22 protein-coding genes are annotated in these 23,036 nt (G+C 53.5%); 15 read left to right on the top strand and 7 right to left on the bottom strand.

The window, feature by feature from the left end; all coding sequences use genetic code 11:
• The 12 genes from murD to mutT all read left to right on the top strand — a co-directional run.
• Positions 1-1,132, top strand: a 1,132-nt coding sequence (gene murD / locus FDW95_RS19285; protein WP_249359248.1) for a UDP-N-acetylmuramoyl-L-alanine--D-glutamate ligase, incomplete at its 5' end; no start/stop codon positions are given.
• Positions 1,132-2,376 carry a cell division protein FtsW gene (gene ftsW / locus FDW95_RS19280; RefSeq protein WP_096758303.1) on the top strand — a complete coding sequence of 415 codons (1,245 nt, stop codon included), beginning with the start codon at positions 1,132-1,134 and terminating at the stop codon, positions 2,374-2,376. The genes murD and ftsW, both read left to right, overlap by 1 nt.
• Positions 2,373-3,440, top strand: a complete 1,068-nt coding sequence (murG, locus tag FDW95_RS19275) for an undecaprenyldiphospho-muramoylpentapeptide beta-N-acetylglucosaminyltransferase (protein WP_115259458.1) — start codon at positions 2,373-2,375, stop codon at positions 3,438-3,440. Before ftsW ends, murG begins: the two co-directional genes overlap by 4 nt.
• A gap of 51 nt (positions 3,441-3,491) precedes the next feature.
• The gene (gene murC / locus FDW95_RS19270) at positions 3,492-4,967 is read left to right on the top strand and encodes a UDP-N-acetylmuramate--L-alanine ligase (protein WP_115259457.1); all 1,476 of its coding nucleotides are present in this window, start codon (positions 3,492-3,494) and stop codon (positions 4,965-4,967) included.
• On the top strand, positions 4,960-5,880 hold the full coding sequence (locus FDW95_RS19265; protein ID WP_115259456.1) for a D-alanine--D-alanine ligase: 921 nt from the start codon (positions 4,960-4,962) through the stop codon (positions 5,878-5,880). The genes murC and FDW95_RS19265 overlap by 8 nt, the downstream gene beginning before the upstream one ends.
• Before the next feature lies 1 nt (position 5,881).
• On the top strand, positions 5,882-6,718 hold the full coding sequence (gene ftsQ / locus FDW95_RS19260; RefSeq protein WP_096758299.1) for a cell division protein FtsQ: 837 nt from the start codon (positions 5,882-5,884) through the stop codon (positions 6,716-6,718).
• Positions 6,715-7,977 carry a cell division protein FtsA gene (gene ftsA / locus FDW95_RS19255; protein WP_003018755.1) on the top strand — a complete coding sequence of 421 codons (1,263 nt, stop codon included), beginning with the start codon at positions 6,715-6,717 and terminating at the stop codon, positions 7,975-7,977. The genes ftsQ and ftsA overlap by 4 nt, the downstream gene beginning before the upstream one ends.
• 185 nt (positions 7,978-8,162) lie before the next feature.
• Complete coding sequence (gene ftsZ / locus FDW95_RS19250) at positions 8,163-9,314, top strand: cell division protein FtsZ (protein WP_003018753.1); 1,152 nt, start codon at positions 8,163-8,165, stop codon at positions 9,312-9,314.
• Between the two features lie 100 nt (positions 9,315-9,414).
• A complete protein-coding gene (gene lpxC / locus FDW95_RS19245) occupies positions 9,415-10,332 on the top strand; it encodes a UDP-3-O-acyl-N-acetylglucosamine deacetylase (RefSeq protein ID WP_045439825.1) in 918 nt (305 codons plus the stop codon).
• Between the two features lie 281 nt (positions 10,333-10,613).
• A complete protein-coding gene (gene secM / locus FDW95_RS19240; protein ID WP_115259455.1) occupies positions 10,614-11,120 on the top strand; it encodes a secA translation cis-regulator SecM in 507 nt (168 codons plus the stop codon).
• A 60-nt stretch (positions 11,121-11,180) separates the two neighbouring features.
• A complete protein-coding gene (secA, locus tag FDW95_RS19235; RefSeq protein WP_115259454.1) occupies positions 11,181-13,886 on the top strand; it encodes a preprotein translocase subunit SecA in 2,706 nt (901 codons plus the stop codon).
• A 56-nt stretch (positions 13,887-13,942) separates the two neighbouring features.
• Complete coding sequence (gene mutT, locus FDW95_RS19230; protein WP_115259453.1) at positions 13,943-14,332, top strand: 8-oxo-dGTP diphosphatase MutT; 390 nt, start codon at positions 13,943-13,945, stop codon at positions 14,330-14,332.
• 101 nt (positions 14,333-14,433) lie between these two features.
• Here the strand turns inward: mutT and yacG are convergent, their stop codons facing one another.
• From yacG to coaE, 3 genes are read right to left on the bottom strand one after another with little or no spacing between them, the layout of a single operon-like run.
• The gene (gene yacG, locus FDW95_RS19225; RefSeq protein ID WP_115259452.1) at positions 14,434-14,628 is read right to left on the bottom strand and encodes a DNA gyrase inhibitor YacG; all 195 of its coding nucleotides are present in this window, start codon (positions 14,626-14,628) and stop codon (positions 14,434-14,436) included.
• 9 nt (positions 14,629-14,637) lie between these two features.
• Positions 14,638-15,381, bottom strand: coding sequence for a cell division protein ZapD (gene zapD / locus FDW95_RS19220; RefSeq protein ID WP_115259451.1), 744 nt, complete (start codon positions 15,379-15,381; stop codon positions 14,638-14,640).
• Positions 15,381-16,001 (bottom strand): dephospho-CoA kinase, encoded by a 621-nt coding sequence (gene coaE, locus FDW95_RS19215; protein WP_115259450.1) that lies wholly within the window; start codon positions 15,999-16,001, stop codon positions 15,381-15,383. The genes zapD and coaE overlap by 1 nt, the downstream gene beginning before the upstream one ends.
• 225 nt (positions 16,002-16,226) lie before the next feature.
• Here coaE and FDW95_RS19210 point away from each other — a divergent pair, with 225 nt between their 5' ends.
• The gene (locus tag FDW95_RS19210) at positions 16,227-17,270 is read left to right on the top strand and encodes a GMP reductase (RefSeq protein WP_115259449.1); all 1,044 of its coding nucleotides are present in this window, start codon (positions 16,227-16,229) and stop codon (positions 17,268-17,270) included.
• A 109-nt stretch (positions 17,271-17,379) separates the two neighbouring features.
• On the opposite strand, the gene hofC is transcribed toward FDW95_RS19210, so the two are convergent.
• From hofC to nadC, 4 genes are all read right to left on the bottom strand, one after another.
• On the bottom strand, positions 17,380-18,582 hold the full coding sequence (gene hofC / locus FDW95_RS19205; protein WP_115259448.1) for a protein transport protein HofC: 1,203 nt from the start codon (positions 18,580-18,582) through the stop codon (positions 17,380-17,382).
• Positions 18,572-19,957, bottom strand: coding sequence for a type II secretion system protein GspE (gene gspE / locus FDW95_RS19200; protein WP_115259447.1), 1,386 nt, complete (start codon positions 19,955-19,957; stop codon positions 18,572-18,574). Before gspE ends, hofC begins: the two co-directional genes overlap by 11 nt.
• Positions 19,958-19,966: 9 nt before the next feature.
• The gene (ppdD, locus tag FDW95_RS19195; RefSeq protein WP_115259446.1) at positions 19,967-20,404 is read right to left on the bottom strand and encodes a prepilin peptidase-dependent pilin; all 438 of its coding nucleotides are present in this window, start codon (positions 20,402-20,404) and stop codon (positions 19,967-19,969) included.
• A 231-nt stretch (positions 20,405-20,635) separates the two neighbouring features.
• A complete protein-coding gene (gene nadC / locus FDW95_RS19190; protein WP_115259996.1) occupies positions 20,636-21,529 on the bottom strand; it encodes a carboxylating nicotinate-nucleotide diphosphorylase in 894 nt (297 codons plus the stop codon).
• 87 nt (positions 21,530-21,616) lie between these two features.
• Here nadC and ampD point away from each other — a divergent pair, with 87 nt between their 5' ends.
• Positions 21,617-22,180 (top strand): 1,6-anhydro-N-acetylmuramyl-L-alanine amidase AmpD, encoded by a 564-nt coding sequence (gene ampD, locus FDW95_RS19185; protein ID WP_096758288.1) that lies wholly within the window; start codon positions 21,617-21,619, stop codon positions 22,178-22,180.
• Positions 22,177-23,031 (top strand): beta-lactamase regulator AmpE, encoded by an 855-nt coding sequence (gene ampE, locus FDW95_RS19180; RefSeq protein WP_115259445.1) that lies wholly within the window; start codon positions 22,177-22,179, stop codon positions 23,029-23,031. Before ampD ends, ampE begins: the two co-directional genes overlap by 4 nt.
• Positions 23,032-23,036: the final 5 nt, after the last annotated feature.

The raw sequence follows: 23,036 nt of genomic DNA, 5'->3' as shown, positions 1-23,036 counted from the left end.
GCTGCTGGCCGCCGATCTCATCGTCGCCAGCCCAGGTATTGCCCTGGCGCATCCAGCGCTGAGCGCGGCCGCTGATGCTGGTATTGAAATTGTGGGTGACATTGAGCTGTTCTGTCGCGAAGCGCAGGCACCGATCGTGGCGATTACCGGTTCTAACGGTAAAAGCACCGTCACCACGCTGGTCGGTGAAATGGCGAAAGCGGCCGGGGTGAATGTCGGCGTCGGCGGTAATATTGGTTTGCCTGCGTTGATGCTGCTGGATGCTGAACGCGAGCTGTACGTTCTGGAGCTATCCAGCTTCCAACTGGAAACCACCTCCAGCCTGCAGGCTGTGGCGGCCACTATTCTGAACGTGACTGAAGATCATATGGATCGCTACCCGTTTGGGTTGCAGCAGTACCGTGCAGCGAAACTGCGCGTCTATGAGAACGCGAAAGTGTGTGTGGTTAACGCCGACGATGCGCTGACGATGCCGGTTCGCGGAGCTGATGAACGCTGCGTGAGCTTTGGCATCAATATGGGTGACTATCACCTGAATCGTCAGCAGGGCGAAACCTGGCTGCGCGTGAAGGGCGAAAAAGTGCTGAACGTGAAAGAGATGACGCTTTCCGGTCAGCATAACTATACCAACGCTCTGGCAGCGCTGGCGCTGGCGGATGCTGCGGGCCTGCCGCGGGCATCCAGCCTGAAAGCGCTAACCACCTTTACCGGACTGGCGCATCGTTTTCAGGTTGTGCTGGAACATAACGGCGTACGCTGGATTAACGATTCTAAAGCCACCAACGTCGGCAGTACTGAAGCGGCGCTGAATGGCCTGCACGTTGACGGCACGCTGCATCTGCTGCTGGGCGGGGACGGGAAATCCGCTGATTTTTCTCCGCTCAGTCGTTATCTGGTTGGCGATCGTATTCGTCTTTACTGTTTTGGTCGCGATGGGGCGCAGCTTGCCGCTCTGCGACCAGACGTTGCCGAGCAAACTGAAACCATGGAGCAGGCGATGCGTCTGCTCGCGCCGCGCGTTAAACCGGGCGATATGGTGTTGCTGTCGCCGGCCTGCGCCAGCCTCGACCAGTTTAAAAACTTTGAGCAGCGTGGCGATGTCTTTACCCGCCTGGCGAAGGAGTTGGGTTGATGCGTTTATCTCTCCCTCGTCTGAGAATGCCGCGCATACCGGGATTGGGTGTCCTGGCGTGGATCTTCGCGGCGCTTAAAGGCTGGGTGATGGCGTCGCGTGATAAAGACGCGGACAGCCTGATCATGTATGACCGCATGTTGCTGTGGCTGACGTTTGGTCTGGCAGCGATTGGTTTTGTGATGGTGACATCGGCGTCAATGCCCGTTGGGCAACGTCTGGCGGGCGATCCTTTCCTGTTCGCCAAACGTGATGCGCTGTATATCTTCCTGGCGTTCTGTCTGGCGATGGTCACGCTACGTCTGCCGATGGAATTCTGGCAAAAGTACAGCACCACCATGTTGATCGCCTCGATCATCATGTTGCTGATCGTACTGGTGGTAGGCAGCTCGGTTAACGGGGCATCGCGTTGGATTGCACTGGGCCCGCTGCGTATTCAGCCGGCGGAATTTACCAAGCTGTCGCTGTTCTGTTATCTCGCCAACTACCTGGTACGTAAGGTGGATGAGGTGCGTAACAACCTGCGCGGCTTCTTAAAACCGATGGGCGTGATCCTGGTGCTGGCGGTGCTACTGCTGGCGCAGCCTGACCTCGGTACTGTGGTGGTGCTGTTTGTTACCACGCTGGCGATGCTGTTTCTGGCCGGTGCAAAATTGTGGCAGTTCATCGCCATCATCGGCATGGGGATCTCGGCGGTGGTGCTGCTGATCCTCGCCGAACCGTATCGTATCCGTCGCGTAACCTCTTTCTGGAACCCCTGGGAGGATCCGTTTGGTAGCGGCTACCAGCTGACGCAATCCCTGATGGCCTTTGGTCGTGGTGAGATTTGGGGGCAGGGGCTGGGGAATTCGGTACAAAAACTGGAGTATTTGCCGGAAGCGCACACTGACTTTATCTTCGCCATTATTGGGGAAGAACTGGGTTATATCGGTGTGGTACTGGCACTTTTAATGGTATTCTTCGTCGCTTTTCGCGCGATGTCGATTGGCCGTAAAGCGCTGGAAATTGACCACCGTTTTTCTGGCTTTTTAGCCTGCTCGATTGGGGTTTGGTTTAGTTTTCAGGCGCTGGTTAACGTTGGGGCTGCGGCAGGTATGCTGCCCACGAAAGGTCTGACGCTGCCGCTGATTAGTTATGGTGGTTCAAGTCTGTTGATCATGTCGACGGCCATCATGTTTTTGTTACGTATTGATTATGAAACGCGTCTGGAAAAAGCACAGGCGTTTACACGAGGTGCACGATGAGTGGTCAACCGAAGCGGTTAATGGTGATGGCAGGCGGTACCGGTGGGCATGTGTTCCCGGGACTGGCGGTTGCGCACCATTTAATGGCCCAGGGCTGGCAGGTTCGTTGGCTGGGCACCGCCGATCGTATGGAAGCGGACTTAGTGCCGAAGCATGGCATTGACATTGATTTTATTCGTATCTCCGGTTTGCGTGGCAAGGGCCTCAACGCACTGCTGGCCGCACCCGTGCGTATTTTTAACGCCTGGCGCCAGGCTCGCGCCATCATGAAGCAGTTTAAGCCTGACGTGGTGCTGGGGATGGGCGGTTATGTCTCGGGCCCCGGTGGTCTGGCGGCCTGGTCGTTAGGCATTCCGGTCGTGCTGCACGAGCAGAACGGCATCGCAGGCTTAACCAATAAATGGCTGTCAAAGATTGCCACGACGGTGATGCAGGCATTTCCCGGCGCCTTCCCGGATGCGGAAGTGGTGGGCAACCCGGTACGTACCGATGTGCTGGCGCTGCCATTACCTGAAGAACGCCTGGCTGGACGTGAAGGTCCGGTTCGCGTGCTGGTGGTCGGGGGGTCTCAGGGCGCGCGCGTGCTGAACCAAACGCTGCCGCAGGTTGCTGCAAAGCTTGGCGACGCGGTGACTATCTGGCATCAGAGCGGTAAAGGCGCACAGCAGACCGTGGAACAGGCCTATGTTGATGCCGGACAGCCGCAGCATAAGGTCACCGAATTTATTGATGATATGGCCGCAGCCTATGCGTGGGCAGATGTGGTGGTTTGTCGCTCCGGCGCGCTAACGGTGAGCGAGATCGCAGCAGCGGGCCTGCCAGCGATTTTTGTGCCGTTCCAGCATAAAGACCGACAGCAGTACTGGAATGCGTTGCCGCTGGAAAAAGCGGGCGCCGCCAAAATTTTAGAGCAGCCGCAGTTTACTGTGGATGCCGTCGCCAGCACCCTTGAAGGGTGGTCGCGAGAAACCTTATTAACCATGGCAGAACGTGCTCGTAATGCATCCATACCGAATTCCACCGAATGGGTTGCAAATGCAGTGAGCCGGGCTGCCCGGGCGTAATTGTGGCGATGCCTTTTGCATCGCATGAACTGAGAAGTTAATGGCTAAAGAATGAATACACAACAATTGGCAAAACTGCGTTCCATCGTGCCCGAAATGCGTCGCGTTCGGCACATTCACTTTGTCGGCATCGGTGGTGCTGGTATGGGTGGTATTGCCGAAGTTTTGGCCAATGAAGGGTATCAGATCAGCGGTTCTGACTTAGCGCCGAATCCGGTCACGCAACAGCTGAGTAATCTGGGCGCGACGATTTTCTTCAACCATCGCCCGGAAAACGTGCGTGATGCGAGCGTGGTGGTGGTGTCCAGCGCCATTTCTGCGGATAACCCGGAAATTGTGGCGGCGCATGAAGCGCGTATTCCGGTGATTCGTCGCGCAGAGATGCTGGCTGAGTTAATGCGTTTTCGTCATGGTATCGCCATTGCCGGGACGCACGGTAAAACCACGACCACCGCGATGGTCTCCAGCATTTACGCAGAAGCAGGGCTGGATCCGACGTTTGTCAACGGTGGGCTGGTGAAGGCGGCGGGCGTACATGCGCGCTTAGGCCATAGCCGTTATTTAATTGCGGAAGCGGATGAGAGCGATGCGTCGTTCCTGCATTTGCAGCCGATGGTGGCGATTGTCACCAATATCGAAGCTGACCACATGGATACCTACCAGGGCGACTTCGAAAATTTAAAGCAGACGTTTATTAATTTCCTGCATAACCTGCCGTTTTATGGTCGTGCAGTGATGTGCGTTGACGATCCGGTGATCCGTGAATTGTTACCGCGCGTCGGTCGTCAGACTACAACCTATGGTTTCAGCGATGATGCTGACGTACGCATAGAAGATTACCAGCAGATTGGCCCGCAGGGTCACTTTACGCTGTTGCGTCAGGGGATGGCCGATCTGCGCGTTACGTTAAATGCGCCAGGCCGTCACAATGCGCTGAACGCGGCAGCCGCGGTTGCGGTAGCGACCGAAGAGGGTATTGAGGACGACGCTATTCTGCGCGCGCTGGAAAGTTTCCAGGGTACTGGGCGTCGTTTTGACTTCCTTGGTGAATTCCCGCTGGAGCCCGTCAACGGTAAAGCCGGTAGCGCAATGTTGGTGGATGACTACGGGCATCACCCGACGGAAGTGGATGCCACGATCAAAGCCGCACGTGCGGGCTGGCCGGACAAAAATCTGGTGATGCTGTTCCAGCCGCACCGCTATACGCGTACCCGCGATCTGTACGATGACTTTGCTAACGTCCTGACACAGGTTGACGCGCTGTTGATGCTGGACGTGTATGCCGCAGGTGAAACGCCGATCCCGGGGGCTGACAGCCGTTCGCTGTGCCGTACCATTCGTGGCCGTGGCAAGGTTGACCCGATCCTGGTGTCCGATCCGGCACAGGTGGCTGAAATGCTGGCATCGGTGTTAACGGGTAACGATCTGATTTTGGTGCAGGGCGCTGGAAATATCGGCAAAATCGCGCGTTCCTTAGCTGAAATCAAACTGAAGCCGCAAAACCCGGAGGAAGAGCAACATGGCTGATAAAATCGCGGTCCTGTTGGGCGGAACCTCCGCAGAACGAGAAGTGTCGTTGAATTCAGGCGCAGCGGTGCTAGCCGGTTTACGCGAAGGCGGCGTGGATGCGCACCCGGTTGACCCAAAAGAGGTCGATGTCACGCTTCTGAAATCAATGGGTTTTCAGAAGGTGTTTATTGCACTGCACGGCCGTGGTGGGGAAGATGGTACCTTGCAGGGCATGCTGGAGTTGATAGGCTTGCCCTATACCGGGAGTGGTGTGATGGCTTCCGCTATCTCAATGGATAAACTGCGCAGCAAGCTGCTGTGGCAGGGGGCAGGGCTACCTGTTGCACCATGGGTGGCGTTGACCCGCGCTGAGTTTGAAAAAGGGCTTAGCGATGAAGTGGTTACGCAGATTTCTGCGTTAGGCTTGCCGCTGATTGTGAAGCCAAGCCGCGAAGGCTCCAGCGTTGAGATGTCAAAAGTTGAAGAAGAAAATGCTTTGCAGGCTGCATTAGCATTGGCTTTTCAGCATGATGAAGAAGTACTGATTGAAAAATGGCTGAGTGGCCCGGAATTTACCGTTGCAATACTTGGCGAAGAAATTTTACCGTCAATACGTATCCAACCGGCCGGAACCTTCTATGATTATGAGGCGAAGTATCTGTCTGATGAGACACAATATTTCTGCCCTGCTGGTCTGGAAGTTGAACAAGAGGCTGCTTTACAGGCATTAGTCCTGAAAGCATGGACCGCGCTGGGCTGTAAGGGGTGGGGTCGCATTGACGTCATGCTGGACAGTGATGACCAGTTTTATCTGCTGGAAGCGAATACCTCTCCGGGTATGACCAGCCACAGCCTGGTGCCGATGGCGGCACGTCAGGCGGGTCTGAGCTTCTCGCAGTTGGTGGTACGAATTTTGGAGTTGGCGGACTGATATGTCGCAGGCTGCGCTGAACACGCGAAACGGTGATGATGAAGAAGAAGCTCTCTCCTCACGCCGCAACAATGGAACGCGTCTTGCAGGAATTATTTTCCTGCTGACAGTGCTGTGCACCGTGTTTGTCAGCGGCTGGGTAGTGTTGGGATGGATGGAAGATGCGCAGCGTTTGCCGTTGTCAAAACTGGTTTTGACCGGCGAGCGTCACTACACGCGCAACGATGATATTCGTCAGTCCATCCTGGCGCTGGGCGCACCAGGAACCTTTATGACTCAGGATGTCAACATCATCCAGAGTCAGATTGAACGCCTGCCATGGATTAAACAGGCGAGCGTCAGGAAGCAATGGCCTGATGAATTGAAGATTCATCTGGTTGAATATGTGCCAATAGCGCGTTGGAATGATCAGCATATGGTCGATGCAGACGGAAATACGTTCAGCATACCGACGGGTCGCTCCAACAAGCAGGTATTACCGATGTTGTATGGCCCGGAAGGTAGCGCAAGTGAAGTGCTGCAAGGGTTCCGCGATATGGGGCAGGTGCTGGCTAAGGACAGATTCACCCTGAAGGAAGCGGCAATGACCGCGCGTCGTTCCTGGCAGTTGACGCTGAATAACGATATTAAGCTGAATCTGGGCAGGGGCGATACGATAAAACGTTTGGCTCGCTTTGTGGAACTCTACCCGGTTTTACAGCAGCAGGCGCAAACCGATGGCAAAAGGATTAGCTACGTTGATTTGCGTTATGACTCAGGAGCGGCAGTAGGCTGGGTTCCCTTGCCTCCTGAGGAATCTAATCAGCAACAGAATCAGGCACAGGCAGAACAACAATGATCAAGGCGACGGACAGAAAACTGGTAGTTGGACTGGAGATAGGCACCGCGAAGGTAGCCGCTTTAGTAGGGGAAGTTCTGCCCGACGGTATGGTCAATATCATTGGCGTGGGCAGTTGCCCATCGCGAGGTATGGATAAAGGCGGGGTGAATGACCTTGAGTCAGTGGTGAAATGCGTACAGCGCGCCATTGACCAGGCTGAACTGATGGCGGATTGCCAGATTTCCTCGGTGTATCTGGCGCTTTCTGGTAAACATATTAGCTGTCAGAATGAAATTGGTATGGTGCCCATTTCCGAAGAGGAAGTGACACAGGAAGACGTAGAGAACGTGGTGCATACGGCGAAATCCGTACGCGTACGCGATGAGCATCGTGTTCTGCATGTCATTCCGCAGGAATACGCCATTGACTACCAGGAAGGCATTAAAAATCCGGTAGGGCTTTCCGGCGTACGCATGCAGGCTAAAGTGCATCTGATTACCTGCCACAACGACATGGCGAAGAATATTGTTAAAGCTGTTGAACGTTGTGGCCTGAAAGTTGACCAACTCATATTTGCCGGGTTGGCAGCCAGTTATTCTGTCTTGACGGAAGACGAACGTGAGCTGGGTGTCTGCGTAGTCGATATTGGTGGTGGTACAATGGATATCGCCGTTTATACTGGCGGCGCGTTGCGCCACACCAAAGTGATCCCTTACGCAGGGAATGTGGTAACCAGCGATATCGCGTATGCCTTTGGTACGCCGCCGAGCGATGCCGAAGCCATCAAAGTGCGCCATGGCTGCGCGCTGGGATCTATCGTCGGTAAAGATGAAAGCGTTGAGGTGCCAAGCGTGGGCGGTCGTCCGCCGCGCAGTCTGCAGCGTCAGACCCTGGCAGAGGTGATTGAGCCGCGTTATACCGAGCTGCTCAACCTGGTCAACGAAGAGATTTTGCAATTACAGGAACAGCTTCGCCAGCAGGGTGTGAAACATCATCTGGCGGCGGGGATTGTATTAACCGGTGGTGCGGCACAAATTGAAGGCCTTGCGGCCTGCGCTCAACGCGTGTTCCACACGCAGGTGCGAATTGGTGCACCGCTGAACATTACCGGTCTGACAGATTATGCCCAAGAGCCGTATTATTCAACGGCAGTGGGGTTGCTTCACTACGGGAAAGAATCCCATTTGAGTGGTGAGGCTGAAGTTGAAAAACGTGTAACAGCATCGGTTGGATCGTGGATCAAACGACTCAACAGTTGGCTGCGAAAAGAGTTTTAATTTTTATGAGACCGGCAACAATTACGGTCTCAGGCGACAGGCACATACACAACATCATTCAAGTTGCATCATGGCGGCAACTGAGCGAATCACCTGGAGCATAGTTTACTATGTGACGGGAGTGAGTGAAGGCAGCCAACAAAGAGGCGGCTTGAAGGATGAAGTGTAAAACGGAGAGAGAAACTATGTTTGAACCTATGGAACTAACCAACGACGCGGTGATTAAAGTCATCGGCGTCGGTGGCGGCGGCGGTAATGCCGTTGAACACATGGTGCGCGAGCGCATCGAAGGTGTTGAATTCTTCGCGGTGAATACCGACGCTCAGGCGTTGCGTAAGACTGCGGTTGGACAGACCATTCAGATTGGTAGCGGTATTACCAAAGGTCTGGGCGCGGGTGCAAACCCGGAAGTCGGTCGCAATGCGGCTGATGAAGATCGTGAAGCTCTGCGTGCAGCGCTTGACGGCGCAGACATGGTGTTCATCGCAGCAGGCATGGGTGGCGGTACCGGTACCGGTGCAGCGCCAGTGGTTGCTGAAGTAGCAAAAGATTTAGGTATTCTGACCGTTGCTGTCGTGACTAAGCCTTTCAACTTTGAAGGCAAGAAGCGTATGGCATTCGCGGAGCAGGGTATCACCGAGCTGTCCAAACATGTGGACTCTCTGATCACTATCCCGAACGACAAACTGCTGAAAGTATTGGGTCGCGGTATTTCACTGCTGGACGCGTTTGGCGCAGCGAACGACGTGCTGAAAGGCGCGGTTCAGGGTATCGCTGAGCTGATCACCCGTCCGGGTCTGATGAACGTTGACTTTGCAGACGTACGCACCGTGATGTCCGAAATGGGCTACGCGATGATGGGATCTGGCGTGGCGAGCGGTGAAGACCGTGCAGAAGAAGCCGCTGAAATGGCGATCTCTTCTCCGCTGCTGGAAGACATCGATCTGTCTGGCGCACGCGGCGTGCTGGTCAACATCACTGCGGGCTTCGACCTGCGTCTGGATGAGTTCGAAACCGTGGGCAACACCATCCGTGCATTTGCTTCGGATAACGCGACCGTGGTTATCGGTACCTCTCTGGACCCGGATATGAACGACGAACTGCGCGTCACCGTGGTGGCCACTGGAATTGGTATGGACAAGCGTCCGGAAATCACTCTGGTGACCAACAAGCAGGTACAGCAGCCGGTAATGGATCGTTACCAGCAGCACGGTATGGCGCCGTTGACGCAAGAGCAGAAACCGGTAGCAAAAGTGGTCAACGACAATACGCCGCAGACCACCAAAGAGCCGGATTATCTGGATATCCCCGCATTCCTGCGTAAGCAAGCTGATTAAGAATTAGCTGGAATTTGGGAATTGTGCCTCTTTGTGCTAAACTGGCCCACCGAATGTATAGTACACTTCGGTTGGATAGGTAATTTGGCGAGATTATACGATGATCAAACAAAGGACTCTTAAACGTATCGTTCAGGCGACTGGCGTCGGTTTGCATACCGGCAAAAAAGTCACCCTGACATTACGCCCTGCGCCGGCCAACACCGGGGTCATCTATCGTCGCACCGACTTGAATCCTCCGGTAGATTTCCCGGCCGATGCCAAATCTGTGCGTGATACCATGCTCTGTACGTGTCTGGTCAATGAGCATGATGTACGGATTTCAACCGTTGAGCACCTCAACGCTGCTCTGGCGGGCTTAGGCATCGATAACATCGTTATTGAGGTTAATGCCCCGGAAATCCCGATCATGGATGGCAGTGCTGCTCCGTTCGTTTACCTGCTGCTTGACGCAGGTATTGAAGAACTGAACTGCGCCAAAAAATTTGTACGCATCAAAGAGACCGTTCGTGTCGAAGATGGCGACAAGTGGGCTGAATTCAAACCGTACAATGGTTTCTCGTTGGACTTTACCATCGACTTTAACCATCCGGCGATTGATTCCAGCACCCAGCGCTATGCGATGAACTTCTCTGCGGATGCGTTTATGCGCCAGATTAGCCGTGCGCGTACTTTCGGCTTCATGCGTGATATCGAATATCTGCAGTCCCGTGGCTTGTGCCTGGGCGGTAGCTTCGATTGTGCCATCGTTGTTGACGATTATCGCGTATTGAACGAAGACGGCCTGCGTTTTGAAGATGAATTCGTTCGTCACAAAATGCTCGACGCGATTGGTGACTTGTTCATGTGTGGTCACAACATTATTGGTGCATTCACCGCGTATAAATCCGGTCATGCATTGAATAATAAATTGTTGCAGGCTGTCCTGGCAAAACAGGAAGCTTGGGAATTTGTGACCTTCCAGGACGATGCAGAACTGCCGCTGGCGTTCAAAGCACCTTCGACCGTACTGGCGTAACGACACCCGTTGTCGCAAAATTCGACTGGTAAATCTGGTACTCTCTCCGGCCAGGTAAGCCAGTCGTTTTTTTTATATACTCACTAACGTAGCCTTTCTCAACGCAAACTTTTCCCTGCCGTAACGTTAAAATAGTGTGCGATCGCTGCTTTGTTGAGCATATTTTCCCATGGCGGGTTGTCATTACTGCTGTGGAGCGGTCGCTTTAATGATAAGATCCGTGCGCAAAAATCGTTTTGAATTTATAACCCCAAATGCAGGGTATATCAGGTGGCAAAAACGTGAGTGGAATACTGACGCGCTGGCGACAGTTAGGCAGACGGTACTTCTGGCCGCATCTCTTATTGGGGATGGTCGCGGCGAGTTTTGGCCTGCCCGCGATCGGTAATGCCGCTGAACCGAATACCCCCGCCAAGGCGACCACCCGTAATCACGATCAATCAGCTAAGGTCAACTTTAGCCAATTGGCGTTGCTGGAGGCGAGCAATCGTCGCCCGAATTTTACCGTCGATTACTGGCATCAGCATGCTATTCGTACGGTTATCCGCCACCTTTCTTTTGCCATGGCTCCTCAGGCGTTACCCGTTGCCGAAGATCCATTGCCGAATCAGGCGCATCATCTTGCTTTACTGAATACGCTCAGCGCGATGCTGACGCAGGAAGGCAACCCGCCGGCGACCGTAAGTCGCGTGACGTATGCCCATTTTACTTCTCAAGCCGCGTTTAGCGTTCCTGTCTGGATAAGCCAGCTGCAGGGGATCCGCGCCGGTCCTCAACGCCTCAGCTGAAAAAAGAACCTTCCAACTATAATTTTTGACTCCGCGCTGCGGGGCGTTTGAGATTTTATTATGCTAATCAAATTATTAACGAAAGTATTCGGTAGTCGTAACGAACGTACACTGCGTCGTATGCGCAAAGTGGTCAACGTCATCAATGCCATGGAACCGGAGATGGAAAAACTCTCCGATGATGAACTGAAAGCGAAGACCGCTGAGTTCCGCGCGCGTCTGGAAAAAGGCGCGACCGTTGAGAGCCTGATCCCTGAAGCATTCGCGGTGGTACGTGAAGCGAGTAAACGCGTATTTGGTATGCGCCACTTCGACGTGCAGCTGCTGGGCGGTATGGTGCTCAACGAGCGCTGCATCGCTGAGATGCGTACCGGTGAAGGTAAAACGCTGACCGCGACGCTGCCGGCATACCTGAACGCGTTAAGCGGTAAAGGCGTACACGTGGTGACCGTCAACGACTATCTGGCACAGCGTGATGCCGAGAATAACCGCCCACTGTTCGAGTTCCTCGGTATGACCGTAGGGATCAACATGTCTGGCCTGCCCGCGCCTGCTAAGCGTGAAGCCTATGCCGCCGATATCACCTACGGTACCAACAACGAATACGGTTTTGACTACCTGCGCGACAACATGGCGTTTAGCCCGGAAGAGCGCGTTCAACGTAAACTGCACTATGCGCTGGTGGATGAAGTTGACTCCATCCTGATCGATGAAGCGCGTACGCCGCTGATTATTTCCGGCCCGGCTGAAGACAGCTCGGAAATGTATAAAAAAGTGAACAAAATCATCCCGCATCTGGTGCGTCAGGAGAAAGACGATTCTGACACCTTCCAGGGCGAAGGCCACTTCTCTGTCGATGAGAAGGCGCGTCAGGTGAACCTGACCGAACGAGGTCTGGTACTGATCGAAGAACTGCTGGTGAATGAAGGCATCATGGATGAAGGCGAGTCACTGTACTCTCCGGGCAACATTATGCTGATGCATCACGTAACCGCCGCGCTGCGCGCGCACGTCCTGTTTACTCGCGATGTTGATTACATTGTGAAAGACGGCGAAGTTATCATTGTCGACGAACACACCGGACGTACCATGCAGGGCCGTCGCTGGTCCGATGGTCTGCACCAGGCCGTTGAAGCGAAAGAAGGCGTGGATATCCAGAATGAAAACCAGACGCTGGCATCCATCACCTTCCAGAACTACTTCCGTTTGTACGAAAAACTGGCCGGTATGACCGGTACAGCGGATACCGAAGCGTTTGAGTTCAGCTCTATCTACAAACTGGATACCGTTGTCGTGCCGACCAACCGTCCGATGATCCGTAAGGATTTACCGGATCTGGTATACATGACTGAAGCGGAAAAAATTCAGGCTATTATTGAAGATATTAAAGAGCGTACCGCTAACGGTCAGCCGGTGCTGGTGGGGACTATCTCCATCGAAAAATCTGAAGTGGTTTCTAACGAGCTAACCAAAGCCGGTATTAAGCACAACGTGCTGAATGCCAAGTTCCACGCCAACGAAGCGGCGATCGTTGCACAGGCGGGTTATCCGTCAGCCGTGACCATCGCCACCAACATGGCGGGTCGTGGTACGGATATCGTGCTGGGCGGGAGCTGGCAGGCAGAAGTTGCCGAGCTGGAGAACCCGACCGAAGAGCAAATCGCGCAGATTAAAGCCGACTGGCAGGTGCGTCACGACGCGGTATTAGCCTCCGGTGGTTTACACATCATTGGTACCGAACGTCACGAATCTCGTCGTATCGATAACCAGCTGCGTGGTCGTTCTGGCCGTCAGGGGGATGCGGGTTCTTCTCGTTTCTACCTGTCGATGGAAGATGCGTTGATGCGTATTTTTGCCTCTGACCGTGTGTCAGGAATGATGCGTAAACTGGGTATGAAGCCGGGCGAAGCGATCGAGCACCCGTGGGTAACCAAAGCCATCGCCAACGCGCAGCGTAAAGTAGAAAGCCGCAACTTCGATATTCGTAAACAGCTGCTGGAATACGATGATGTTGCCAACGATCAGCGTCGCGCCATCTACACCCAGCGTAACGAACTGCTGGATGTGACTGACGTTAGCGAAACTATCAACAGCATCCGTGAAGACGTCTTCAAAGCTACTATTGATGCTTATATTCCGCCTCAGTCGCTGGAAGAAATGTGGGATATTCCGGGCCTGCAGGAACGTTTGAAAAACGATTTCGACCTCGAGATGCCGATTTCAGAGTGGCTGGATAAAGAACCTGAGCTGCATGAAGAGACGCTGCGTGAACGTATTCTGGCTAACGCCATTGAAGTGTATCAGCGTAAAGAAGAGGTTGTGGGCGCAGAAATGATGCGCCACTTCGAAAAAGGCGTGATGCTGCAAACCCTCGATTCCCTGTGGAAAGAGCACCTGGCAGCAATGGACTACCTGCGTCAGGGTATTCACCTGCGTGGTTATGCGCAGAAGGATCCGAAGCAGGAATACAAGCGTGAATCCTTCTCTATGTTTGCATCGATGCTGGAGTCGCTGAAATATGAAGTGATCAGTACTCTGAGCAAAGTTCAGGTGCGTATGCCTGAAGAAGTCGAAGCAATGGAGCAGCAGCGTCGCGAAGATGCTGAGCGTTTAGCGCAGATGCAGCAACTGAGCCACAAAGATGATGAATCTGCTGTAGCAGAAGAACTTGCTGCGCAGACCGGCGATCGTAAAGTCGGTCGTAACGATCCGTGCCCTTGCGGTTCTGGTAAAAAATTCAAGCAGTGCCATGGTCGATTGAGCTAAGCAAATAACTCACTGAAAAGGCGCAGAATTCTGCGCCTTTTTTATGGATAAACAAAATGAAAATACTGCAAATTGCCGTTGGGATTATTCGTAATCAGCAAAAAGAGATTTTTATTACTCAGCGTGCCGCGGATGCCCACATGGCGAATAAGCTGGAATTCCCCGGTGGCAAAATTGAAGCAGGCGAAACCCCTGAGCAGGCGCTGATTCGAGAGCTACAGGAAGAAGTCGGGATTACACCCGTTCATAGTACGCTGTTCGAAAAGCTGGAGTACGCGTTCCCGGACCGACACATCACGCTGTGGTTCTGGCTGGTCGACAGCTGGGAAGGTGAGCCATGGGGTAAAGAGGGGCAACCGGCGCAGTGGGTTGCGCAGTCTGCACTGAATGCAGAGGATTTTCCGCCGGCCAATGAACCGGTGATTAACAAGCTGATTGCGGGATAATGAACGGTATTCGTAGGCCTGATAAGCGCAGCGTCATCCGGCAGAATGGCATAAAAATGCCGGATGCGGCGTTGCCTTATCCGGCCTACGCTTTAGCAGAATTACTTCTGCTCTTCACTCCAGTCATCGCTTTCTGATAAGTCGCCGGAGCTGGGAATACGCTTCTCTTCTGCGGCCCATTCGCCCAAATCGATTAACTGACAGCGTTTACAGCAAAATGGGCGAAACGGACTCACGTCCCCCCAGACGACGGGTTTACCACAGGTTGGGCAGTTGACGATGGTTTGTTCAGACATGTTTACTCCTTAACAGCACGCCAGGTCAAAATCGAGGCGTTCTGGTACCTGGCCATTTTCGCTATCCAGCGGCATAAAACGAATGGCAAAACGGCTTTTATGACCGGATATCTGCGGGTAGAGCTGTGAATCAAGCGGCAGATGCAAACGTAGCAAATCCGCATCGTCACCGTTATCCTGGTAAAAACCGTTCAGGCTAGTTTGCTTACGGAACGGTGCCGAATTACGGATTAGATCCAGAACCAGCGTCAGTGCCTGAGTCAGTGGATTCAGGCTGGCAAGCCAGTTTTCAACCTGCACATCTCGCTGCGACTGAGGCAGATGCAGCCAGATATGCAGAGTTGGCAAATCAAAACTGCAGCATCCACCAGGAATACTTAAACGCTGGCGTACAAGACCAATCAGGCGATCTTCACGTAGCGTTTGTCCAATACGCGGTGCTGAAATCAAAACGCTGCCTGCGCTTTTTAACTGCTGGCGCAGGGCATCTATTCTGCTTTGATCGACGCCGGGAACTTCAACCCAGGCCTGAAGTTTACGCTGTTGTCGTTCCAGTTCCTTGAGGAGTTCGGTACGGACTTCGCCGCGTTCAAATACATCCAATAAATCCCCAATATTTCTAAAAAAATGCAGTGCGCCTGCATAATCGGCAATGGGTAAGTTAACGGAGAGTTGCTGGGTCAGAAACTCAATGCGCAGCCATGTACGCATCTTCTCATTGAGAGGGTGTTCAAAAAGGACCTGGGTGTGCATTACGGTTTTTCCTGTGAGACAAACTGCGACGCGCAGTGCAAATAGCGCGCGTGCAGGCGGGCGACATCCGAGGTGATGGCATCCGGTGCGCCATTATTATCAATAACATCGTCAGCCACGGCAAGACGAGCTTCACGTGTTGCCTGGGCTGCCAAAATTTGTTCAACATGTTCGCGTGTCACATCATCACGCTGCATGGTTCGTCTGAGCTGGGTCTCGGGAGTAACATCCACCACGAGTACGCGATTGGCCTTTTTGTACAGTGAGTTTTCAACCAGCAGGGGGACAACCCATAACAGATAAGGAGATGTCGCTTGCTGAAACTGGCGCTGAGTTTCCTGTTGAATCAGTGGATGGAGCAGGGCGTTCAGCCAGGACTTTTCATCAGGATCGGAAAAAATACGTTCGCGTAAAATTCGCCGTTGCAACGTGCCATCTGCGGCGATGAGTTCACTGCCAAAATGTTCAGCAATCGCTTTAAGGGCAGGCGTACCAGGCTCAACAACTTGACGCGCAATAATATCGGCGTCAATCACGTTTATTCCGAGGTCAGCGAACGCATTGGCAACGGTACTTTTACCACTGCCAATACCGCCAGTTAAGGCTACCGTATACCTCATAGATCCGGATCCTGGAGTTTAAGTTTGATTATCAAACAGTTAAAAGTTAAGCATGCGAAGGCGAGGCTGCTGCAGGATTGACCTACTCTGCGCCAGGTAAATTTATGGGATTGTAGCGTAAAAAAAGAGAATTTCGCAGTCTTGCGCGGTATTGATTAGTGCGTATGATAGCGTCACTGGAGTTGTGAGTTTCGATTTTTCGCCATTAACCCCAGGAATCCGCACATGCGTATCGAAGAAGATCTGAAGTTAGGTTTCAAAGACGTTCTTATCCGCCCTAAGCGTTCTACTCTCAAAAGCCGTTCCGATGTTGAGCTGGAACGTCAATTTACCTTTAAACATTCAGGTCAGAAATGGTCCGGCGTGCCAATCATCGCCGCAAATATGGACACTGTCGGAACGTTTGCCATGGCAACCGCGCTTGCCTCTTTCGACATTCTGACTGCTGTACATAAACACTATTCCGTAGAAGACTGGTCTGCTTTCGTTGCGAATGCATCTGCTGATGTCATCAAACACGTGATGGTTTCGACCGGGACATCTGACACCGATTTCGAAAAAACCAAACAAATTCTGGCGCTGAATCCTGCGCTGAACTTCATTTGCATTGATGTGGCAAATGGCTACTCAGAGCATTTCGTTCAGTTTGTGTCGAAAGCACGCGAAGCATGGCCGACGAAAACAATCTGTGCCGGTAATGTGGTGACCGGTGAAATGTGTGAAGAGCTGGTGCTTTCTGGCGCGGATATCGTCAAAGTCGGTATTGGTCCTGGTTCTGTTTGTACCACACGAGTAAAAACCGGCGTGGGCTATCCGCAGCTGTCAGCGGTTATCGAATGTGCGGATGCTGCACACGGTCTGGGCGGTATGATTGTCAGCGATGGCGGTTGCACGATGCCGGGTGACGTGGCAAAAGCGTTTGGCGGCGGTGCAGACTTCGTCATGCTGGGTGGTATGCTGGCCGGTCACGAAGAAAGCGGCGGTAAAGTGGTGGAAGAGAACGGTGAGAAATTTATGCTGTTCTACGGTATGAGCTCTGAGTCCGCCATGACGCGTCACGTGGGTGGTGTTGCCCAGTACCGTGCAGCTGAAGGTAAAACCGTTAAGCTGCCACTGCGAGGTCCGGTTGAGAATACCGCCCGTGATATCCTCGGCGGTCTGCGTTCTGCCTGCACTTACGTCGGTGCGTCTCGTCTGAAAGAGTTGACCAAACGTACAACCTTTATTCGTGTGCAGGAACAAGAAAACCGTATTTTCAATAGCCTGTAAGAACACATAGCACGATGTAAAATGCCTGATGGCGCTCAGCTTATCAGGCCTACGTTCATGATTTTCGTAGGCCGGATAAGGCGTTTACGCCGCCATCCGGCATCTGAATTTACCCCATTCCGCTCATCGCATCTCCCAGATGAAAAATCGGTAAATACATCGCCACTACCAGCGTGCCGATAATTAATCCCGTAATCACAAGCAATGCAGGCTCAAGCAGCGCAGCCAGATTCTCGGCCTGAGACATTGTGTTTTCGCTATGATGCCGGGCCAAATTATGCAGCATCGCATCCAGCGAGCCGGAAGCTTCACCGGTTCTCACCAGCTGTAAACACAGTGGACTAAATTCTCCAGCATTTTTCAGCCCTTGCCAGACCGGTTTTCCGGCACTGATGTCTCGGTGTACCTGCGCTAATCGTTGTGACCAGAAAGGGCAGGCGAGGGTTTCCGCTACGCTCTCCAGACCTTGTAGAAAGGGAATTCCCGCGTTTTGCGTCAACGCCAGAACGGTGAAGATCTGCGTGAGTTTTTGGCCCCTGACCAGCGGTCCCATAACCGGACAGCGCAGCAAAAAACGCTGACGCAGAATAAGCCAGGACGGTTTTTGCTGTATCAGGCTATATGTCACCCCCAGCACCAGGCCGAGTAATCCGATCATCCATCCCCATCGACTGCTGTAATGGGCAAGGGTCATAATCCCCTGCGTTAACGCCGGTAGCGGGGTGTTGAACGTACGATAGATGGCGGCAAATTCAGGTAGTACAAAGTGCAGCATCGCGATGACGACCATTACCGCCATGGTGAGAATGATGACTGGGTAACGCAGTGCTTTTTTAACTTTATCGGTCAGCTGCTGCTGTTGTGTCTGCTGGCGGGCCAGTTCAAAACAGCAGACGTCCAGTTTGCCGGTAAGCTCTCCGGTGCGAATCATCGCCTGGTAAAGTGGCGGAAAAACGTGTTGCCAACGCGACAGCGAGGCGGACAGTGACATACCTTGTTCCATGTCGTAAGCCAGCGAGCGCAGTAGTGCCTGCCACTGATTGCTGGGATGCTGGTCGGCAAGCAGTGTTAATCCGTCGCAAAGCGTCAACCCTGCTTTCAGTAATGTGGCTAACTGGTGTATGACTTCCGTGCTTTGTTCTCTACGCCAGTGCGAGCTTTTAACACGCATACTCTTAATACGAATTGGCGTAATGTGCAGTTGTTGCAGCGCATAGACCAGCGAGGGGCGATCGTCCGACCATAGCGCACCTTCTGCGGGCTGACCCTGAGCGTTTATGCCTTGCCATCGCCAGAGTTGCTTAACGGGCATGGGGCATGCCCAGTATACGGATGAGCTCTTCAAACGTCGTTAACCCTCTTTCAACCGCCTGACATCCGTTCTCGAAAAGTGAGTTCATTCCCGCCTGATGGGCGCCGGATTCCACTATGTCAGCAGTGGTACCGTTAGCGATGAGCTGGCGTACTGTGGGTGTGATGGGCAGAACTTCAAACAGCGCCGTGCGGCCATAAAATCCCTGATAGCAGTGTTCGCAGCCTGGAGCCTGCCAGCGCGGAAGCGGCGTGGGCCAGAGCGATGCTGGCAGCGTGACCGGGACATCAAGGCGCTGCCGACAATGGGGGCACAGTTTTCTGACTAATCGCTGGGCGATAACCAGCGTCAGCGCGGAGGCGATCATCCATCGGGCGACGCCCATTTGCTGCAGGCGTACCAGTGTTTCACTGGTGGAGTTAGTATGCAGCGTTGAAAGAACCAGATGACCGGTTTGCGCGGCTTTAAGGGCGATCTCTGCTGTTTCACCGTCGCGGATTTCACCCACCATAATAATGTCGGGATCCTGGCGCAGCAGTGCACGTAATACACCCTGAAACGTCAGGCCTGCGCGTGGGTGAATTTGCGTCTGGTTTACCCCGTCAATCGGGATCTCTACCGGATCTTCTACACTACACAGATTCACCTCCGGGGTATTTCGGGTTTGTAGCGCGCTGTAAAGCGTGACCGTTTTGCCACTTCCGGTCGGACCGGTGACCAGAATCAACCCTTGAGGCTGCTGTAAGGCTTGCGCAAAGGTGACCATCTGCGCGTCCTGCATACCCAGCGCGTTAATTTCCAACGCCTGCTCAACCTGATGCAGCAGGCGTAACACCACTTTTTCTCCGTAGCGACAGGGGAGTGTCGCAATGCGAAATGAGATGGGGGCACCTGAAATCTCAACGGTAAATTGCCCATCCTGCGGTAGTCGGTGCTCGGCAATGTCCAGACTGGCCAGCACTTTTAACCTTGCGGTAAGCGCAATACCCCTCTCCGTCAACACCTCCGGTAACGAGTGCAGCACGCCATCTACGCGTAGCCGTATCCGATAGTGATGTTGTGCGGGCTCAATGTGAATATCAGATGCCCGTTTTACCAGCGCGGATTGTAGCGTCTGTGTGAGTAATTCTGCTGCTGTCGCGCTGCTTTCAGGGATGACCGCTGGCAGCATTTGCCGCGGTTTGTGCGCGTGACCTTCCATTTGCTGGCGCGTCCAGCACACGATGTCGATGCGTCTGGTCGTGGCAAAATGCAGTGCATCCAGCAGTTCGTGGGAAGGCGCATCCACGACGGCGATGTGAACCACGTCATTGTCTGCATCCAGTAATATTCCTTGATAGCGTTGGCATAGTGCCGTCAGTTGCGTGGTATTCATCGTTGTTCCTTAGTTGGCATCAAAACGGAAAACGTCTTCACAGGCCTGCTGCAAAGCACCGTCATTTTGGATGTTGCAATTACGGCTCCAGCCGGTAATACCGTTGGCATTGTCCCAGTTGGGCGTCAGGGTGACGCTCAGACCGTTGAGGCTTTCCTGCCCGGTGAGGCTGACGACGCCTTTTTCGACGCTCATGCCGGAGACATAGCGCGTGGTGGCAGGAGAGGGAATACCATTGGCCCCGGCATCACAGGTATCCGTACCACCATGCTCCAGCGCGCAGAGCTCGACAGCAGTGCGATAGGGGACAAAGGTTTGCAGCATGTCGGTCAGTGCCGCCTTACGTAGATAGTTCTGATAAGCCGGAATACCGATGGCACTGAGAATGGCAATGATGCCAATGACCACCATCAGTTCGATAAGCGTGAAGCCTCGTTGCTTGTCCATAGTTCGCTCCTTGAGTTAGCTGACGCTACTGTGGCAAACCGGAAGGTACTTAGGCGAAGGGCAAAAAATAGAACGGGAAGGCAGGTTCAGAGGGTTTTTACGAAATTACACAAGCAGACAACGTGTTTGCGAGGGAATGCGAAGAAACTGCCGGATGGCAGCGTAAATGCTTTATCCGGCTGGGGTTGTAGGCCCGATAAGCGAAGCGCCATCGGGCATTACCATGAGCAATTAACGAAAACGCATGGAGAGATCGAGCGCGCGCACATGCTTGGTCAGAGCACCGACGGAGATGAAATCCACGCCGGTTTCGGCAAATTCACGCAGCGTTTCATAGGTGACGTTTCCTGAAACCTCCAGACGCGCCTGGCCGTTGGTCCGTTTTACCGCTTCGCGCATTTGGTCGGTCTCGAAATTGTCGAGCATGATGATGTCCGCCCCGGCTTTCAGCGCGTCGTCCAGTTCATCCAGACTTTCCACTTCCACTTCAACAGGAACGTCCGGATGCAGCCAGAAGGCTTTCTCTACGGCCTGACGCACCGAGCCAGAGGCAATAATGTGATTTTCTTTAATCAGGAAAGCGTCAGAAAGTCCCAGACGGTGATTCGCGCCACCGCCGCACAGCACGGCATATTTTAGCGCGGTACGTAGCCCTGGCAGGGTTTTACGCGTATCCAGTAGCTGCGTCTTTGTCCCTGTCAGCAGGTCGACGTAGCGGCGTACTTCACTGGCGACGCCGGACAACGTCTGCACAAAGTTAAGGGCAGTGCGTTCGCCGGTCAGCAATACGCGGGAGGGGCCGTCCAGTTCAAACAATGGCTGATTCGCTTTAATGCTGTCGCCATCTTCAACGTGCCAGCTGATTTTTACATCATCGCCAGCAAGTTGAATAAAGACCTCTTCCACCCAACGTTTTCCACAAAAAACGCCCTCTTCGCGGGTAATCACGGTGGCGTGGGAGCGCATATCCTCTGGCAAAAGTTGTGCAGTGATATCGTTCCTGGCATCAACGTCGCCGCCTAAATCTTCACGCAGCGCCTGAGCGACAGCGGCAGGGATATCCAGGTTGATGCGTTCCAACAGCGCGTCACGTCGGGAGTCAGGGTTATAGCGGCGAGGCGGCATGATAAAACTCCAAATAGCTAACGAATCATAAGAGAGAAACATGCTACCCTGAACCCGATATGAGCACCACCAATAAGGAGATTCTGCATGTTGTTAGATAAGGGTTGGCTGGCGGAGGCGCGACGCGTTCCTTCTCCTCATTATGATTGCCGCCCGGATGACGAAAACCCTTCTTTGCTGGTAGTGCATAATATTAGCCTGCCGCCGGGTGAATTTGGTGGTCCGTGGATCGACGCGTTATTCACGGGAACAATTGATCCTAACGCCCATCCTTTTTTTGCTGAAATCGCCCATTTGCGCGTTTCGGCCCATTGTCTGATTCGCCGCGATGGTGAAATCGTCCAGTATGTCCCTTTTGATAAACGTGCCTGGCATGCGGGCGTGTCGAACTATCAGGGACGTGAGCGTTGTAATGATTTTTCGATCGGTATTGAGCTGGAAGGGACGGATACGCTGGCCTATACCGATGCGCAGTACCAGCAGTTGGCGGCTGTAACGCATGTCCTGATTCAGCGTTATCCGGCGATTGCCAATAACATAACTGGGCATTGCAATATTGCGCCCGAGCGTAAGACCGATCCTGGCGCGTCTTTTGACTGGGAAAGGTTTCGCGCTCTGGTCACCCCCTCGTCACACAAGGAGATGACATGACGCTGTTTACAACATTACTGGTGCTGATCGTTGAGCGCTTGTTTAAGCTGGGTGAACACTGGCAGCTCGATCACCGAACGGAAGCCTTTTTTCGCCGGATTAAGCATTTTTCTATGGCCCGAACCCTTGGCATGACAATGATAGCGATGGGGGTGACATTGCTGCTGCTGCGTGCGCTGTACGGGCTGCTGTTTAACGTTCCGCTGCTGGTGGTGTGGATCTTAATTGGTGTGCTGTGCATCGGCGCGGGTAAGGTGCGTCTGCATTATCATGCGTACCTGAATGCGGCGTTGCGCAATGATGCCCATGCCCGTGAGGCGATGGCCAGTGAGTTAACGCTGATCCATGGCGTCCCGCCGGAGTGCAATGAGCGTGAGTATTTACGCGAGCTGCAAAATGCGCTGTTGTGGAATAACTTTCGCTTTTATCTGGCACCGCTGTTCTGGCTGATTGTCGGCGGCGCGTGGGGTCCGGTGACGCTGGTCGGTTATGCCTTTTTACGTGCATGGCAGTCCTGGCTGGCACGCTATCAGACACCGCATCAGCGTTTGCAGTCAGGAATTGATGCGATCCTGCATGTGCTGGACTGGATCCCCGTGCGGTTGGCGGGTGTGGTTTATGCGCTGTTAGGGCATGGTGAGAAGGCGCTGCCTGCGTGGTTTGCTTCTCTGGCGGATTTGCATACTTCGCAGTATCAGGTGTTAACACGTCTGGCGCAGTTCTCGTTGGCGCGCGAACCGCACACCGATAAAGTCGAAACGCCAAAAGCCGCCGTGGCGCTGGCGAAAAAGACATCGTTTGTGGTGGTGGTGATTATTGCGTTACTGACCATTTATGGGACATTAGTATAGCGTTA

Source organism: Citrobacter sp. wls718, from assembly GCF_005280945.1.
Lineage (GTDB): Bacteria > Pseudomonadota > Gammaproteobacteria > Enterobacterales > Enterobacteriaceae > Citrobacter > Citrobacter gillenii.
The sequence above is the reverse complement of the archived record's forward strand: the minus strand, read 5'-3'. Positions and strand labels throughout refer to the sequence as shown.